General features: G+C 73.4%; 5 protein-coding genes. All 5 read right to left on the reverse strand.

Translation table 11 applies throughout. The features are described from left to right. Nucleotides 1–18: 18 nt before the first annotated feature. A complete protein-coding gene (locus ACZ4Z1_RS08220; protein WP_468485759.1) occupies nucleotides 19–891 on the reverse strand; it encodes a TauD/TfdA dioxygenase family protein in 873 nt (290 codons plus the stop codon). A 110-nt stretch (nucleotides 892–1001) separates the two neighbouring features. Continuing rightward, nucleotides 1002–1736 carry a hypothetical protein gene (locus tag ACZ4Z1_RS08225; RefSeq protein WP_468485760.1) on the reverse strand — a complete coding sequence of 245 codons (735 nt, stop codon included), beginning with the start codon at nucleotides 1734–1736 and terminating at the stop codon, nucleotides 1002–1004. After that, on the reverse strand, nucleotides 1699–2754 hold the full coding sequence (locus tag ACZ4Z1_RS08230; protein ID WP_468485761.1) for a GSCFA domain-containing protein: 1056 nt from the start codon (nucleotides 2752–2754) through the stop codon (nucleotides 1699–1701). The genes ACZ4Z1_RS08225 and ACZ4Z1_RS08230 overlap by 38 nt, the downstream gene beginning before the upstream one ends. Nucleotides 2755–2831: 77 nt before the next feature. Then, a complete protein-coding gene (locus tag ACZ4Z1_RS08235; RefSeq protein ID WP_468485762.1) occupies nucleotides 2832–12158 on the reverse strand; it encodes an amino acid adenylation domain-containing protein in 9327 nt (3108 codons plus the stop codon). Nucleotides 12159–12160: 2 nt separating this feature from the next. Continuing rightward, nucleotides 12161–16219 carry a non-ribosomal peptide synthetase gene (locus ACZ4Z1_RS08240; protein WP_468485763.1) on the reverse strand — a complete coding sequence of 1353 codons (4059 nt, stop codon included), beginning with the start codon at nucleotides 16217–16219 and terminating at the stop codon, nucleotides 12161–12163. Nucleotides 16220–16398: the final 179 nt, after the last annotated feature.

Here is a 16398-nt window from a genome sequence, read left to right on the forward strand (position 1 = left end):
GGGCGGATGCCGCGCGCGTCACGCCTGCGGACGGTGCCCCTTGATCGCGACCCGCCGCCCGTAGCGCGTCTGCGGGTAGTAGTCCCACGTCGCGTGGTGCTGCAGGCAGCGGTTGTCCCAGAAGACCAGCGTCCCGGGGGCCCAGCGCACCCGGCAGTGCAACAGCGGCGTCCGGGCGATGTGGTCGAAGAGCAGGTCGAGTACCGCCCGGCTCTCGCCGCGGGAGAGCTGCGGGATGTGCGAGGTGTAGGCGCCGTTGACGAACAGCAGCCTGCGGCCGGTCTCGGGGTGGCGGGCCACGACGGGGTGCTCGGTGACGGGCACGACGTAGTCGGCCGGCGGGGTCTGGCCCTGCCAGGGGAGGATGCCGTCGTGGACGGCGGTCAGGCCGTCGAGGAACTCCTTCATGGCCGGGGACAGCAGCTCGTACGCCAGGTGCATGTTGGCGAAGAGGGTGTCGCCGCCGCTGCCGCCCTCCGGCACGCGCAGGATGTGGAGCATCGAGCCGAGCGAGGGCTCCTCGTCGGCGGTGCCGTCGGCGTGCCAGCCGTTGCCGGCCACGGCGCGCGACTCCTTGGTGGTGCTGATCTCCAGCACGTACGGGTCGGCACCCTCGGCCGGGGCCGCCACCGGGTGCAGCTCACCGAAGTGGCCGGCCAGCCGCTTGTGGTCCTCGGGTGTCATCGTCTGGTCGCGGAAGACCAGGACGTGGTGGGCGAGGAAGGCGCGCCGGAGTTCGTCCACCTGGCCGGGGGTGAGCTCCTGCGACAGGTCGATGCCGGAGATCTCGGCGCCCGTGAGCGGGGTGACCGGGTCCACCGAGATCGTGTCGTAGACCTCCGGCTTCCTGGTCGTGATGCGCTCGATGGCGTCCAGTGCGTACTGCTCCATTGCGCCCCTCCTGGGGTGGTGCGGGTGGTACGGGATGGTTCGGGGGACCGGAATGGCCGGTCCGGAGAACGGGGTGAGCCGGGGAACGGGATGTGTCCGGTGACCGGGCGTCACAGGCCCCGGGCCAGCAGGTCGGCCAGGATGAGCCGGCCGAAGGCCAGGTTGCCGTGGATCATGTCGTTGGTCTCGCAGAGTTCGGGACGCTGGAGTCCGGACGCGTCGGTGACCCGGTCGCGCAGGTCCACGACCTCCACGCCGAGTGCGGTGACGGCGCGCCGTACGACGTCCTGCGCCGCCATGAAGACCTCCGGGTCGGACAGGCCCGGCACCCGTTGCGGCGGCAGCGCGGCCAGCACACGCAGGCCCAGGCCGCGGGCGTGCTCGTAGAAGGCGAGCGCGTCGCGGACCGTCGCGCGTACCAGGTCGCCGAAGAGCCGGCTCTCCAGGAAGCCGGGTGCGAAGCCGCCGCCGCGCACCCGGTAGATCCGCCAGTTCTCGGTGGTCGCGACGAAGTGGGCGCTGAAGCCGAAGGTGCACACCAGCGGGACGGCCAGCTCTCCGAGGCCCGCGATGCCCAGTTCGTCCAGGAAGCGGCGGTAGTACGTGTCCGCCTCGGGCTTGCGGAAGGTGACGTCGGTGCCGCGCAGGTCGAAGAAGTCCGCGTTGAAGTCGCGTCCGGCGCCGATCGGCCCGCCGCTGAAGGGGATGCCGGCCGCCTTCGCCGCCCGCCCGACGGGCCCGGCGTGCGAGTCGCCGAGCAGCAGGAACCTGGCGGGGGCGGCGGGCGCCGGACCGGCCCCGGCCGTATCAGCCCTGGTTGTAGTAGTCGAGTACGGCGTCGTCACACCAGAAGTCCTCTCCGGTCGTGGGCTGGGCGGGGACGGCAGCGGTGGCGGGGCGCGGCCGCTCGGCCGGGACCTGCGCGAGCGCGTCGAAGAACTGGCGCATGACGAAGGCGACGCCGTCCGGCGCGACGGTGCGCAGGTTCGGCTCGAAGAACCGCGCCTTGAAGGGGAAGCCGGTGACGATCTCGTACGCGGGGAAATAATCGACGTACTCGTGTTCCTGGGCCAGCTGCCCGGCCACGGCGCGCAGCACGGACTTCGAGTACGTGGTGGCGGTCAGGGCGTGGCCGCCGGTGGCGGTCGCGGTCAGCGGCACCGGTGAGACGGTCAGCAGCACGCGCAGCCCCGGGTTGGCGGCACGGGCCAGCGCGATGGCGTGCGACAGGTCGCGGTGGACCTCGGCGAAGGTGAAGTTGTGGAACGCGTACCGCCCGTCGTCGAAGGCGCCGCGCACCGTGCCGGGGCAGACCGGCTGGACGGTGCCGTCGTGGCGGCCCACCCACGCCTCGGTCAGGCCCAGCGTGAAGACGAAGCAGTCCGCCTCGGCCACGGCGCCGCGCAGCGCCGCCAGGGTCGTCTCGCGCGACGCCCGTACCGCCTCGGCCGAGGGGTGCCCCTCCGGGTCGACCGACGGGCGGTACGGGTCGTACCAGCGGCCGTCCTCGGCCCAGACCTCGTCGGGCGGCGCGGTCTCGCCGTGTGCCCAGGACAGCCACTGCCGCAGCATCGCGGCGGTGTAGATGTTGCCGGTACGGAACGAGAACACGCCGTAGTGGCGGGCCAGCCGCTCCTCCTCGGTCAGCCCGGGCGGCGCCGGTTCGGCGTCCCGCCAGTTCATGCCGCGTTCGAGCAGGGCGCGGCCGATGTGGCGGGCGAAGCAGGAGCCCGCGGTCAGTACGACGTCGTCCTGGCCGATGGGGAACTTCGGCGTCCACAGGCCGTCGATGTCCGCGGGGTCCGGTTCGGCCACGGCGGTGCGCCAGAAGGAGCGCGGCGGCAGGGATCGGTACGGGTTCATGGTGGTGGCCTCGGGGCGGTGGGCGAGTGGTTGACGAGCGGGCGGCGTCGGGGCGCCGTCTCGTGTCGGGTCCGGCATCAGCGACCGTCCGAACCGGTCGGCGCGGCGGCGTCGACCGCGTCCGCGACGGCCTGGACGTACGGGGGCCGGACGATGCCGTAGTGCGTGGTGTCCAGGCTCTGCCAGCCGCGCAGGTCCGGCAGGTGCTCCCGCCACCTGAGCTGCTGCGATTCCGGCGAGCCCAGGTCGGGCAGCCCGTCGACCGGCTGGTCGGCCAGCCAGAGGCGGCTGGGCGTGCCGGCCAGCCGGGGCGCTTCGTGCTGCGCCATGGCCGCCACGTTGGCCCGGCAGCAGCGCGCCAGCCGCTCGGCGTACGCCTGGGCCTCCCGGCTCGCCGGCGCCTGCGCGCCGCCCTGCCCCAGCTCGTGCGCGAAGACCGCTTCGAGCTGCGTCTCGTCGTACGCCCTGAAGTGCGGCGCGGCGTCCGGCGGCGGCGGGTCGAGCAGGTGGAGCGCGGCGGCCGGGTGGCCCGCCGCCTCCGCTTCGGCCGCCATCGCCTGCGCCACCCACGCGCCGAAGGACCAGCCGGCCAGCTGCCGGCGCCACGCGCTGTGCGGGAAGCGGGTCTGGAGGGCGGTGTGGTAGCGGCGGGCGCGTTCGGTCAGGGACCAGGCCGGCAGGTCGGGCCGGCGCAGCGCGGGGTCGGCGATCAGGCAGACGGTGAAGCGCGGGTCGAGGGCCGACACCAGCGCCCGGTACGCCTGGATGTCACCGCCTACCGGGTGGACCAGGCACAGCAGGTCATGTCCGGTGCCCTGCTGCCAGACCTCCAGGGTCACCGGGTCGTCGTCCCCGGCCGGACCGGTGTCCGCGTACGGGCCGGACGCCTCGGAGGCCCCGGTCACCGGGAACGTTTCGGCTCCCGGCCGCGCGCCGGCCTTCTCCAGCACCTCGTTCAGGCTGACCTGGTGGCTGAGCTGGGACAGTTCCAGGTCGACGCCGAACTGTTCCGTCACCTTGCCGATCAGGTCGAGCATGGTCAGGGAGTCGGCGCCCTGGTCGTAGAGCGAGGCGTCCCGGTCCAGTGCGTCCAGGCCGAGCCAGCGGCCGAGCCAGTCGGCGAGTCCGGTGGCGGCCGCGTCGGAAGTGGCGGCCGCGTCGGACGCGGAGGGCGTGCGGGTACCGGGTCCCTCCGGCGCGTGCGCCGGGGCGGTCTCGTAGAACACGCGGGCCTGTTCGACCGGTGTGGTGGAAACCAGCAGATGCGGAAGTTGCAACTGAAGTGCCCGCGCGAAGAGTTCCTGGCCTTCCTTGACCGCCAGGCCGACGGCGAGGTGGGCCTGGTGGCGGTCGTCCGACTGCAGGGCGTCCCGCGCCATGCCGACCTCGCTCCAGATGTCCCAGTCGATGCCGATCCGCAGGGTCGCCTCGGTCTCGTCGGCCCGGTGCCGGGCGAAGCCGTCCAGCAGACCGTTGGCGGCGGCGTAGTCGAACTGGCCGATGCCGCCGAACATGGCCGCCATCGACGAGCAGTACGCGGCGAACGCCGGCCGGTGGCGCCCGATCAGCCGCTCGACCAGCAGGGCGCCGTGCAGCTTGGCGGCCATGGCCTGCCGCATCGCCGCCGCGTCGCGCCGGGTGACCAGGCCGCCGGCCGCCGTGCCCGCGGCGTGCACCACACCGTCGATCCGGTGGGTGACGCCGTCGATCCGCTCCAGAACCGTGTCCGGCGGCGTCGTGGCGAGGTCGGCCTCGACGAGTTCGACGCGGTCCGCCCACGAGGTCAGTTCGGCGGGCAGGCGCGGCTGCCGGGAGAGCAGGATCACCCGGCAGTCGGACTGGTCCAGCAGCCAGGCCGCGATGCTGCCACCGATGCCGCCGGTGCCGCCGAGGATCAGGTACGTACCCGGCTCGTCCGGCAGCGCGGAAGGAAGCGTCGGCGCGGGTGCGGGCACCGGCAGCAGCGCCTGCTGCCACCAGTACCCCTGCCGCAGCGCCAACCGCCTGGGCGGCGCGTCCGGACCGTCGTCCCACGCCGGGACCGCGGCCAGGTGGGGCGCCCAGTCGGCGAGGCCGCGGCCGGGCAGGTCCAGCCAGCGGCTGTCGACGGCGCACTCCTGGGACGGCACCTCGCAGGCGCCCGCCAGCAGGCCCAACTCCGGCCGCCGCACGGGCCCCTCGACGGGCTGGGCCCCGTACGACAGCCACCAGGGCCGCAGCAGTGATGCCCACGGCGTGCCGGCGACGGCTTGCAGCAGAGCGGCGGGTGTGTCGAGGCATGCCCAGCGGGAGCGCGCCAAGGCGTCCTCGTCCACCGGGCCGTCGACCGCCAGCGGCAGCGCGTGCAGCCAGTCGACGCCGGTCTCGCCCGGGTCGCCCAGTGCGTCGAGCAGATGCCGCAGCGAGGCCGGGTCGGCCGGGTCCACCTCGTACGCGTCGTCCGCCAGCCGGGCATACGTGTCCGCCGCGCTGACCCGTACCACCCGCAACCAGGCGGTCTCGAAGGGGCGCAGCGCCTCGGGCGGCAGCGGCTCGGCCGACATGACCACCAGCAGCCCGCCGGTCGTGCGCGGTGCGGGGGCGGTGACGGCGCGACTGAGCCGCACCCAGTGCGGCTGGTGCAGCCAGTCGGTGTCCGGGAGCCGCTGGGGGAGTGCCCCGGTGGTGGCCTGGTCCGAGGGCCCGTCGGTGTCCGGCGCGGCGCGCTGGAAGTCGTACTCGGCCAGTTCGAACGCCGGGGGCGGGAAGTCCCACGGGGCCTGTGCCGGTCCTGCGGGCCAGCGGATCGCCTGCCCGGCCAGCCAGGATTCGGCCAGTTCTTCGGGGGAACGGCCTTCGGCGGGCAGCGCCGCTCCGGTTGCGTCCGCGTCGACCGGTGTCAGGTCGGTCCCCGCGACCGTACGCAGCCACGCCACCGCGCTCGCCGCGTCGGCGCAGACCGCCGCGGCCCGCCACCGGTAGGACGGGCGGCCTGCCTGGAGGTGGCGCAGCACACGGCCGTACTCCTCCGGCCGGTCCTGGAGATATTCGGCGATGCGCGCGGCATCGGCACGCAGACCGGCCTCGCTGCTGCTGGACAGCGGCAGGCAGGGCACGCCCGAAGCGCGCACACCCGAAGGGCACTCCACCGTCTCGCCTGCCTCCAGGACCAGATGGGCGTTGGTCCCCCCGATACCGAAGCTGCTGACGGCCGCCACCCGGGGCCGCCCGTCGGGCCAGGGCCGCGCCTCGGTCGGAATGGTGAACGGCGCGGCATCCGTACCGATCTGCGGGTTGAGCCGGTGGAAGTCGACATTGGGCGGGATGACGCCGTGGTGGACCGCCAGGGCGGCCCGTACCAGGCCGATCACGCCCGCGGCGGCGCCGAGGTGCCCGATCTGGCTCTTCACCGAGGCGAGGGCGCAGCGGTCGGCCCCGTCCAGGCCGAACGCCTGGCGCAGCGCGCCGACCTCGACCGGGTCGCCCAGCGCGGTGCCGGTGCCGTGCGCTTCGACATAGCCGAGGTCGGCGCCGGTACGGCCGCTGCGGCGCAGCGCGGCGCGGATCACCTCGCGCTGTCCGGCCAGCGAGGGCGCGCTGTAACTGAGCTTGGCGGCACCGTCGTTGTTCAGCGCCGAGCCGGTGACCACCGCGTACACGGTGTCGCCGTCCCGCCGCGCCAGCCGCAGCGGCTTGAGCACCACCACGCCCACGCCGCTGGCGCCGATCGTGCCGCTGGCGTCGTCGCTGAAGGGGCGGCAGTGCCCGTCCTTGGAGAAGATGTGCTGCGGCCGGTAGCGGTAGCCGCCGGTGAGCAAGGTGTCGACCAGGACGCCGCCGGCCAGCATCACGTCGGCGTCGCCCTGGCGCAGCAGACCGGCGGCGACGTGCACCGCCACCAGCGAACTGGCGCAGGCCGCCTGCACGGTGAACGCCGGACCCGACAGGTCGAGGTGGTAGGCGACCTTGGTGGCGAGGTAGTCCTTGTCGTGGTGGAGTGCCATCTGGAAGCCGTCCGGCAGGTACGCCGGGTCGGCCTCGCGCAGTACGGACCGGTAGTACGTGTTCTCGCCGCAGCCCGCGACCATGCCGACGCGCTGTCCGGCCGGGTCGGTGATGCCCGCGTGGGCGAGGGCCTGTACCGAACTCATCAGCAGGTGGCGCTGTTGCGGGTCCATCAGCCGGGCTTCCTGGCGGCTGATGCCGAAGTGGTCCGGATCGAAGTCCAGCAGGCCGGACATCTGACTGCGGGCGCCGACCAGGCCGTCGGCGGCGTCGAAGTGCTCGATGCCGCGTTCGCCGTTGCGCACCAGGTCCCAGAAGGCACCGAGGTCGTCGGCGCCGGGCAGCCGTACGGCCATGCCGACCACGGCGATCGGCTCGTCGGCCGCGCCGGACGCCGGTGCGTCCTGGCGGGCCGTTCCTGGGCGGCCATCGAGGAACCGCGCCAGCCGCCGGACGGTGACGTGCTCGAACAGGTCGGGAATGCTGAACGACAGCTCGGGCTCGGCGGTGCATCTCAGGTGGAAGCGCATCAGGTCGAGGCTGGTGGCGCCCGCGTCGAAGAACCGCTCGTCGGGTCCGACGGGCGAGCCGGTCACCTCCTCGAACAGCTCCGTGAGCCGCGCCTCGACCGGCGACAGAGCCGCAGCCGCTGCGGCTGCCGAGGCCGTGCCGCGCTGACGCAGCTCCTCGCCCGGCGCGGTCAGCGCCCGGCGGCGGTCCAGTTTGCCGCTCGGGGTGAGCGGGAGGGACGTGAGCCGCCGGAAGCGGTCGATCCGTACGTACGGAGGCAGCAGCGGTGCCAGATGAGCGGCCAGGTCCTCCGGTGCCGGAGACTCGCCGCGGCATTCCAGACAGGCCGTCAGCCGGTCGCCGTCGCGCAGGACGACCGCGTTGACCACGCCCGGGTGCTGGAGCAGCGCCGCTTCGACCTGCCCCAGCTCCAGCCGGTGGCCGCTCAGCTTGATCTGCTGGTCGTCGCGGCCCAAGTAGTGCAGCAGTCCGTCCCGGTCGAAGCGGGCCAGGTCGCCGCTGCGGTAGAAGGTGCCGAGGCCGGGCAGTTCGACGAAGCGGGACGCGTTGAGCGCCGCGTCGCCGAGGTAGCAGGGTGCGGCCATCGGGCCGCCGATCAGCAGCCGTCCGGGGCAGCCCGGCGGTACGGGCGCGTCGGCCTCGTCGACGACCCGCAGCCACGCGTCGGCGACGGGCCTGCCGATGGCCGGGCGCTCCGGCCACCGCGAAGGGTCGCCCTCCAGGCAGAGGCTGCTGACCACATGGGTCTCGGTCGGCCCGTAGTGGTTGAACAGGCGCGCGCCGGGCAGCCCGGCGAACCAGCGGCGGATCGCGTCCGTGCACAGCAACTGCTCGCCCGCGGTGACCACTTCGCGCAGCCGGGACGGGAAACGGCCCAGCCGCACGCCGTGCTCGGCCAGCAGGTGCAGCGCCACGTACGGCATGAAGATCCGCTCGACGCCGGCCGTTTCGAGCTGCTCCAGCAGGGTCGGCGCGTCCTGCCGCCAGCCCGGCCGTACGAGATGCAGGCAGCCGCCGCCGCACAGCGTGCCGAAGATCTCCTGGAACGACACGTCGAAGGACAGCATGGAGAACTGCTGGGTGACCGCGCCGCCCGCCAGGCCCCCGGCCTCGGCCTGCCACTGCAACAGGTTGCACAGCGTACGGTCGGGCACCTGCACGCCCTTGGGGGTTCCGGTGGAGCCGGAGGTGAAGAGCGTGTACAGCGGCCGCCGTCCGTCGTGGGCGGGCTCGCCGTACGCGGGCACGTCCGGGGCGGTGTCCGGAAGGGCGACCGGGTGGCGCGGCAGGTCCGCCGGGGCGATCGTGTCGACTGCGGCCGTGCCGTCCGGCGGTACCAGGATGCACAGCGGGCGCACCTGGTCCAGGATCTTCCGCAGCAGCTTCGGCGGGTAGGACGGGTCGAGCGGCACGATGGTGAGATTGAGCCGGGCCAGCGCCAGCAGTGCCACCACATGCTCGGCGGAGGGCCGGAAGTACAGCGCGACGCAGTGCGGCCGGCCGTCGTCCTCCGGAGGCAGCGGGTGGGCCGTCCGGAGTTCGGTGGCCAATGCGGCGGCGTACGCGCCGAGTTCGGCGTAGGTGAGGCTGCGGCCGTCGGTGACCAGCGCGGGGGCGTCGGGCGTCAGCCGGGCCTGGCGGGCGAAGCCCTCGGCCACGGTGGTGAAGGCCGGGGGAGTGGGAGCGCCCCGCCCGGGCTCGGGCAGCGCGCCGCGGTACGGGCCGACCAGCTCGGCGAGGGTGGCCGTCCCGCCGTCGGCCAGGCTGTCCAGCCCCTGCCGGAACAGGGCGGACATGGCCTCCACCTCGTCGGCGTCGAAGTGCTCGTCGGCGTACTCCCACAGGCAGTCGAAACCCGCCTCGTGCTCGACCACGGACAGCGTCAGCGGGCACTTCGCCTCGGCGGGCACCGGCCACTCGGGGCGGGAGGTGCAGCCGGGCAGCGCCAGTGCGCCGAAATCGGTGTTCTCCAGGACGAAGAGGAAGTCGAACGGCGAGCCGTCGGTACGGTTCCCCCGGTCGGCCAGGACATCGGCCAGCGCCACGTCCTGCCGCTCCAGCACCTCCTGTACGGCGGCCCCCTGACGCAGCAGCTGCGCGCGCAACTGCTCACCCGGCGCCAGGTCCAGCGGCAGCAGCACGGTGTTGGCGAACATGCCGACACTGTTCTCGAAAGCCTGCACCGGCCGGTTGGCGACCGGCCCGGCGATCCGCGGACGCGAGCGGCCGGTCACGCCGTACAGGCTCCAGGCGAACACGCCCAGCAGCAGCTGGAAGCGGGTGAGCCCCAGCTCGGCGCAGAGCCGGTCGAGCGCCGCGCGGCGGCCCGGGTCGAGCTGGGTGCGCAGCAGCCGGCCGTTGGTACGGGCCCGGGGGCGGACGGGGGCCAGGACGGGGTCCAACGGGTCCGCGTCCTCGTCCGTACCGCTCAGGCGGTCGTGGAGCGCGGCACGCTGCTCCTGGTATGCGTCCGTTGCGAACCACTCGGCCTGCCAGCCCGCGTAGTCGAGCGGGGTCGGCGCCACCGCGGGCTCCGTCGTCTCCGTGCCGCTCAGCGCGGCCGCGTAGTCGGCCGAGAGGTCGTGGAAGAGGACGTTGAGCGACCAGCCGTCGACCGCGATGTGGTGCAGGTGCAGCAGCAGGACGCCGCCCCCCGGCCGCGTCAGGAACGTGGCTCGCAGCAGTCGCGGGCGGGCCAGGTCGAAGGGGGCGGCGAAGAGGCGGTGGGCGGCGGGTCGCCAGTCGGACCCGTCGGCCGCCGGAGCACCGGGCCCGGTGGGCGCAGCTGTTCCGGGCGCGTCGGTCTCCGTCAGCGGCTCCGGTGCCACCCACGGGTCGTACGCCTCACCGACCACCTGCCGCAGTCCCTCCGGCGTGGCCTCGAAAGCCGTCCGCAGGGCGGGGTGACGCGCCACCAGCCGGCGCAGCGCCTCCCGCAGCGCGGCGGTGTCCACCGCGCCGTTCAGCCGGAACGCCATCGGGACGTTGTATGCGCAGGACTGCGGGTCGCGCTGTTGCAGGAGCCAGAGCCGCTGCTGCTCCGAGGTGGCGGGGGCGGAGCGGGCGCCCGAGGGGGCGGAGAGTTCCGGGTACGGCGAGTCCGCCCCGTCGCGAGCCGCCGTGACCGCAGCGGCCAGCTGCGCGAGGTCGCCCTGAAGTACGGCCGCTTGGGGCAGTTCGCAGCCCCAGCGTCGCCGGGCCTCGAAGCGCAGCCGCAGTGCCTTCAGCGAGTCGCCTCCGTTGGCGATCCAGCGGTCGCCCAGCCGCAGGCCCGGTACGCCCAGTACCTCGCCCGCCAGCTCCAGCACCTCGCGCTGCCAGGGCGTGACCGCCGCGTCCTCCGCCGTCTCCCGGCGCTGCCAGGGACGGACGTCGCGACGCAACAGTGCCGTCGCGTCGACCTTGCCGTTGGCGTTCAGCGGCAGCTCCTCCACCAGGTACACATGGTGCGGGCGCATGTACGCCGGGAGGCCGTCCGCCAGGTGCCGGTCGAAGGCGTCGAACGACAGCTCGTCGCCGAGCACCAGGTAGGCCAGCAGTTCGTTGACGCCGTGCGCGTCGCGGCGGGTGCACACGTAGGACTGGCGCACCGCCGGATGGGCCTCGATCTGCCGCTCCAGCTCACCCGGCTCGATCCGGAAGCCGCGCACCTTGACCTGGCGGTCGGCGCGGCCGACGTAGCTGATCAGGCCGTCGGCGTCGCGGCGTACGAGGTCGCCGGTGCGGTAGTGCAGGGCGGCGCCGCCGTCGTGCCAGGGCAGCCGTACGAAGCGGCGCGCGGTCTCGTCGGGCAGGTTGCGGTAGCCCGCCGCCAGCGCCTCGCCCGCCAGGTACAGCTCGGCGGTCTCGCCGGGCTCGGCGACGCGGGTGCCGTCGGCCACCACCAGGGCCTCGGTGCCCGGCAGAGCCCGCCCGATGGGCACCACGTCCGCGGCGAAATCGCGGGGGGCGGGGTGGCAGAGGGCGAAGGTGGTGGCCTCGGTGGGGCCGTAGATGTTGTGGAGCCGGGTGGTGCTCGCGGGGTTGTCGCGGTACCAGCGGCGGACCAAGGCGGCGTTGAGGTGTTCACCGCCGATGAGAATCTGGCCGACGCCGGAGAAGCAGTCCGGCACCTTGTCGGCCACCGCGTTGAACAGCGCCGTCGTGATGAACATGGTGTCGATGCGCTCGCGCCGCAGCGCGGCCGTCAGCAGGTGCGGCGTCTGCACCTTCTCGTCACTGAAGATCACGCAGCAGCTGCCGGTCAGCAGCGGCACCCACACCTCGAAGCTCAGCGCGTCGAAGGCGGGGTTGGCGAGGCAGGCGTAGCGCGCGCCCTCGTCCAGCCGGATGTACCCCGGGCGCGCGAGCCGCAGGATGCCGGTGTCCCGCACCTCGACGCCCTTGGGGCGGCCGGTGGTGCCCGACGTGTAGAAGATGAAGGAGGCGGTCGGGGCGCTGGGCAGTGGCAGCGGGGCGTCGTCGCCGTCGGCCGGGCCGGCGGCGAACAGTTCGGTCACCGGCAGGGCCCGTATGCCGTCCGGCAGCCCGTCGGGCGCCGTGCCACCGTGCAGCACCGTCCCGCTCGCGGAGTCGGTCAGGATGTGGCGACGCCGCTCGGGCGGGCTCAGCCGGTCCAGCGGTACCACCACGGCGCCCAGCCGGAGGATGCCCAGCATCGCGCATATCAGCTGCCACGAGCGCGGCAGACAGACCGCCACGGCCTGGCCGGGCCGTACACCGTGCCGGTGCAGGGCCCGGGCGACGGTGGCACTGGCGGTGTCGAGTTCCGCGTAGTCCAGGCGCCGGTCGCCGTCCACGACCGCGAGGGCGGCGGGGGTGCGGCGGGCCTGGACGAGAACGCTCCCGGCCAGACCGGGGGAGGCCGGGAAGGCCGATTCGGGTTCCATCATCACTCCTGCGCCTGTGCTGACTCGGCTTCCGGCCCGGTGGGCAGCGACGGCCCGCAGGCCGTACCACCGGAGGGCGGGGGAGAGGCGGCCGGGCCGCCGGAGGGTGGCGAGGCGGCCGGGAAGCGGGCCAGCTCGGCCTCGATCAGCGCGGCCACCCGCAGCACCTCGGTGCTCTCCAGCATTTCCCAGTGGTCGCAGTACGCCGGTTCCACCACGAAGCCGCCCTTCGCGCGACGCTGCCAGAAGTCCCGTACGCCGTGCAGGAAGGGGGTGTCGGTGCCGTCCTCGACGGCTTGGACGAGGACCGTGCGGGCCGTCGTCGGCGGAGCCGGGTAGACGCCCGCGGTCTGCCGGTTGTGGTTGTAGATGCGGAAGTACTGGTCGATCTGCTCGTCGTCGATGCCGGGGTACATCCCGTTGAACTTGACCAGCTTGTCGCGGAACTCGGCCATCTCCACCGGCGCGGTCGCAGCGCGGTCGGCCGGCTCGTCCGAGCCCTGGGTGTCGAGCAGGACGACGCTGACGTCGCCGTGGCCGGACTCGGCCAGCAGGCGTCCCATCTCGTGGGCGACCAGGCCGCCGTACGAGAGGCCGGTGAGCACCAACGGGCCGTCCAGCAGAGGCTCGATCAGCTTCAGGTACGCCTCCGCCATCGCCTCGACCGTCGGCAGGAACGTCTCGCCGGGGTTCACGCCGGGCGACTGGATGCCGTGGACGCCGCACGACTCGGGCAGGGCCTTGGCCAGCGACAGGTAGCAGAAGGCGGTGCCGCCGGCCGGGTGGACGCAGACCACCCGCTGCCGCCCGTCGCCCGCGCGGAACTCGATCAGGTTGCTGTCCGGCCGGTCCGGCGCGCCGCGGCGCAGCCGCCCGCCCAGCGCCTCGATGGTCGGGTGCAGCATGATCTCGCGCACCGGCAGGGTGACGCCGAACTCCTCGCGGACGGCGTGCGCCAGCTTGATCGCGGAGATCGACGTACCGCCGATGTCGAAGAAGCTGTCGCGGATGCCGATCCCGGACTGGACCAGCACCCGCTGCCATATCCGGTACAGCGCCAGCTCGATGTGGTCCCGGGGGCTCGCCAGGTTGACCTGTACGGGGCCGCCGGCCCGGGCCTGTTCCAGGAGGGCCGCGCGGTCCGGCTTGCCGTTGGGGGTACGCGGCAGCTGCGGCAGTTCGACGAAGAGCGCCGGGATCATGTAGCCGGGCAGCTGCCGCGCCAGCGTGGCGCGCCAGGTGTCGGGCTGCTCGGGCGCGGCGTCACCGCGGCCCAGGAAGGCCACCAGACGCGCCTCACCGGCCGCGTCCCGGTCGGCCAGCACGACCGCCTCACGCACGCCCGGCCCGTCGAGCAGCGCCGCCTCGACCTCGCCCAGCTCGATGCGGAAGCCGCGCAGCTTGACCTGGTGGTCGCGGCGGCCGACGAATTCGGCGTTGCCGTCGGGCAGCCGCCGGGCCAGGTCGCCGGTGCGGTACATCCGCTCGCCGGGCGCGAAGGGGTCCGCTACGAAGCGCTCGGCGGTCAGGCCGGGGCGGCTCACGTAGCCGCGGGCCAGGCCCGCGCCGCCGATGTAGACCTCGCCGGTCACTCCGGCGGGCACCGGCTCCAGGCGCTCGTCGAGCAGCCGGATCCGGGTGCCGTCCAGGGGGCGGCCTACCGGGCACGTCCGGGGCAGCGGCAGCGGGTCGGTGTAGCCGGTGCTGAAGACCGTGGTCTCGGAGGGCCCGTAGCCGTTGAGCAGGCGCAGCTCCGGCAGGAGCGTCCGCATCCGGTGCAGGGCCTGCTCCGGTACGGGCTCCACGCCCGTCAGCAGCCGGCGCAGCGGCAGGCCCGCCAGCCGCTGCTCGGGCGCCTCGTCGATCCACTTGATGAAGGCGGGCGGCAGGAACGCCTGCGCGATGCGGTGGGTGCGCAGCCACTCCGTCAACGCTTCGGGGTCGGCGCGGAGTTCCCCGGGCACCGGGTGCAGGACGCCGCCGGTGGTGAGCGGCAGCAGGATCTCGAACACCGAGCAGTCGAAGCCGATGCTCGACCACCACGACGCGGCCTCGCCCGCCCCGGCGTCGAACCGTGCGAGCCAGTGGTCGAAGAGGCTGCCGACGTTGCCATGCGTGACGGCGACGCCCTTGGGCCGCCCGGTCGAACCCGAAGTGAAGATCACGTAGGCGAGACGGGAGGGCCGGCAGGCGATGCCGGGCGCGTCGTCCCGCTGCCCCTCCGCCTCGACGGCGGCGAGCGGCTGCCACCCGTCCGACGGCACGGCCGCGTCGCTCAGCACCAGCGCGGGCGCGGCGTCCTCCACCATGCGGGCCAGCCGCTCGGCGGGCAGGTCCGGATCGAGCGGCAGGTACGCGGCCCCGGCCTTGAGGACGCCGAGGATGCCCACCACCAGAGCAGCGGAACGCCCGGCGTGCAGCCCGACCACCTGGTCCGGGCGCACCCCGCGGGCGATCAGGGCGTGCGCGAGCCGGTTGGCGCGCCGCTCCAGCGTCGCGTAGTCGAGCTGCTCGCCGTCGCACACCAGGGCCGCCCGGTCGGGGTGTGCGCGTACGCGGCTCTCGAAGCGCTCGACCAGGCCGGGCCGGCGCCCGGCGCTGCCGGCCGCCTCCCAGTCGGCCACCAGCTGCCGCCGCTCCGGGGCGTCGAGCAGCGTCAGCGCGCCGGCGGGCCTGGCGGGGTCCGCGGCCATCTGCGTCAGGACCCGGCGGAGATACCGGCCGTACCGTTCCACGGTTTCCGCGTCGAACAGCGCACGGGCGTAATCCAGACTGCCCACGATACGCCCGTCCTCTTCCGCCAAAGACAGTGTCAGATCGAACTTCGCGACATCGTACGGCGAATCCAGCGGCGTCACCTCGATATCAGGCAGTGACAATTCGCCCTCCTCGCTGTTCTGCCACGCGAACATGGTCTGGAACAGCGGGGTGTGGGCGGGACTGCGGGACGGATTGACCAGTTCGACCACCTGCTCCCACGGCAGGTCCTGGTTTTCCAGTGCCTTCAGGGCGGTGCCGCGTACCCGCTTGAGGAGTTCGGCCACCGTCGGCCCGCCGGAAAGGTCGATGCGCAAGGCCAGCGTATTGACGAAAAAGCCGATCAGGCCTTCCAGTTCGGTCCGGCGGCGATTGGCCACCGGCGTGCCGATCACCACGTCGGTCCGGCCCGACAGCCGGGAGAGGACCAGGGACCAGCCCGTCAGCACCGTCATGAACAAGGTGCTGCCGTTGCGCCGGCTCGCGTCCTTGAGGGCGGCAGTCAATTCCGCGCCGAATTCCAGGGGCAGCTTTCCGCCGCGGTAGTCCTGTTCGGCCGGTCGCGGCCGGTCCGTCGGTAGTTCCAGCAGTGCCGGAGCGCCGGCCAGCGTCTTCTTCCAATGGTCGGCCTGTTTGGCCGGTACGCCTTCGGAGAGCCACTTCCGCTGCCATGCGGCGTAATCGGCGTACTGCACCGGAAGCGGCGGCAGCGGATCGCTCTTGCCGTCGCGGAAAGCGGTGTAGAGCTCGGCGATCTCCCGCGTCATCACCGTCATCGACCAGCCGTCGGAAGCGATGTGATGGGCGGTCAGCAGCAGTACGTGGTGGTCGGCGGCCAGCACCACCAGGCGCCCACGGACCAGCGGGCCCCTGGCCAGGTCGAACGGCGCCGCAGCCTCGTCCCGCTGGAGAGCTTCGAGCCGCGCTTCGGCGTCGGATGTGGTGTCGGCCCCGGTCAGATCGTGCACTTGCAGGGCAAAACCCACGTCCGCCGGGCCGATCTGCTGGGAGGGCTCACCCGCTACGGCCACCAGGCGCGTACGCAGCACTTCGTGACGGGCCACCAATGCGTCCAGCGCGCGGGTCAGCGCCGCCCGGTCCAGCGGCCCGCGCAGACGGAATGCCTGCGGCATGTGGTACGCCTCGCCGGCGCCCCGCATGTGCGCCAGGAACCACAGCCGCTGCTGCGCGAAAGACAGCTCCAGCGGTCCGGTACGGCTGGTCAGCGGTTCGACAGCGGTCTGCTTCCGCGTCGTCCGGGGGTGTTCGGAAGTCGATGCGCGGAACGTGTGGTTCGCCGGCAAAACTGGCTCATCTTCTCTGCGAGGAGGTCTTTTCGTACGACGGCCGAATGCCTGCCTCCGGCCGGCCCGAATACCGATCGGTAAGGGGGCGAAGTGGGGATGGCCGGCGGTATCGGTTCGGGCGCCGCGCAGGCCGCGGCGGACGGCATGGCCGAACGCGCGGGCCGGGCCCGTTGTAC

The organism is Streptomyces sp. NPDC030165, assembly GCF_055573595.1.

Bases quoted from the DNA above. Each gene is read 5' to 3' on its own strand.
- ACZ4Z1_RS08220 (WP_468485759.1), bottom strand. From the start codon at position 891: ATGGAGCAGTACGCACTGGACGCCATCGAGCGCATCACGACCAGGAAG.
- ACZ4Z1_RS08230 (WP_468485761.1), bottom strand. From the start codon at position 2,754: ATGAACCCGTACCGATCCCTGCCGCCGCGCTCCTTCTGGCGCACCGCC.
- ACZ4Z1_RS08235 (WP_468485762.1), bottom strand. From the start codon at position 12,158: ATGGAACCCGAATCGGCCTTCCCGGCCTCCCCCGGTCTGGCCGGGAGC.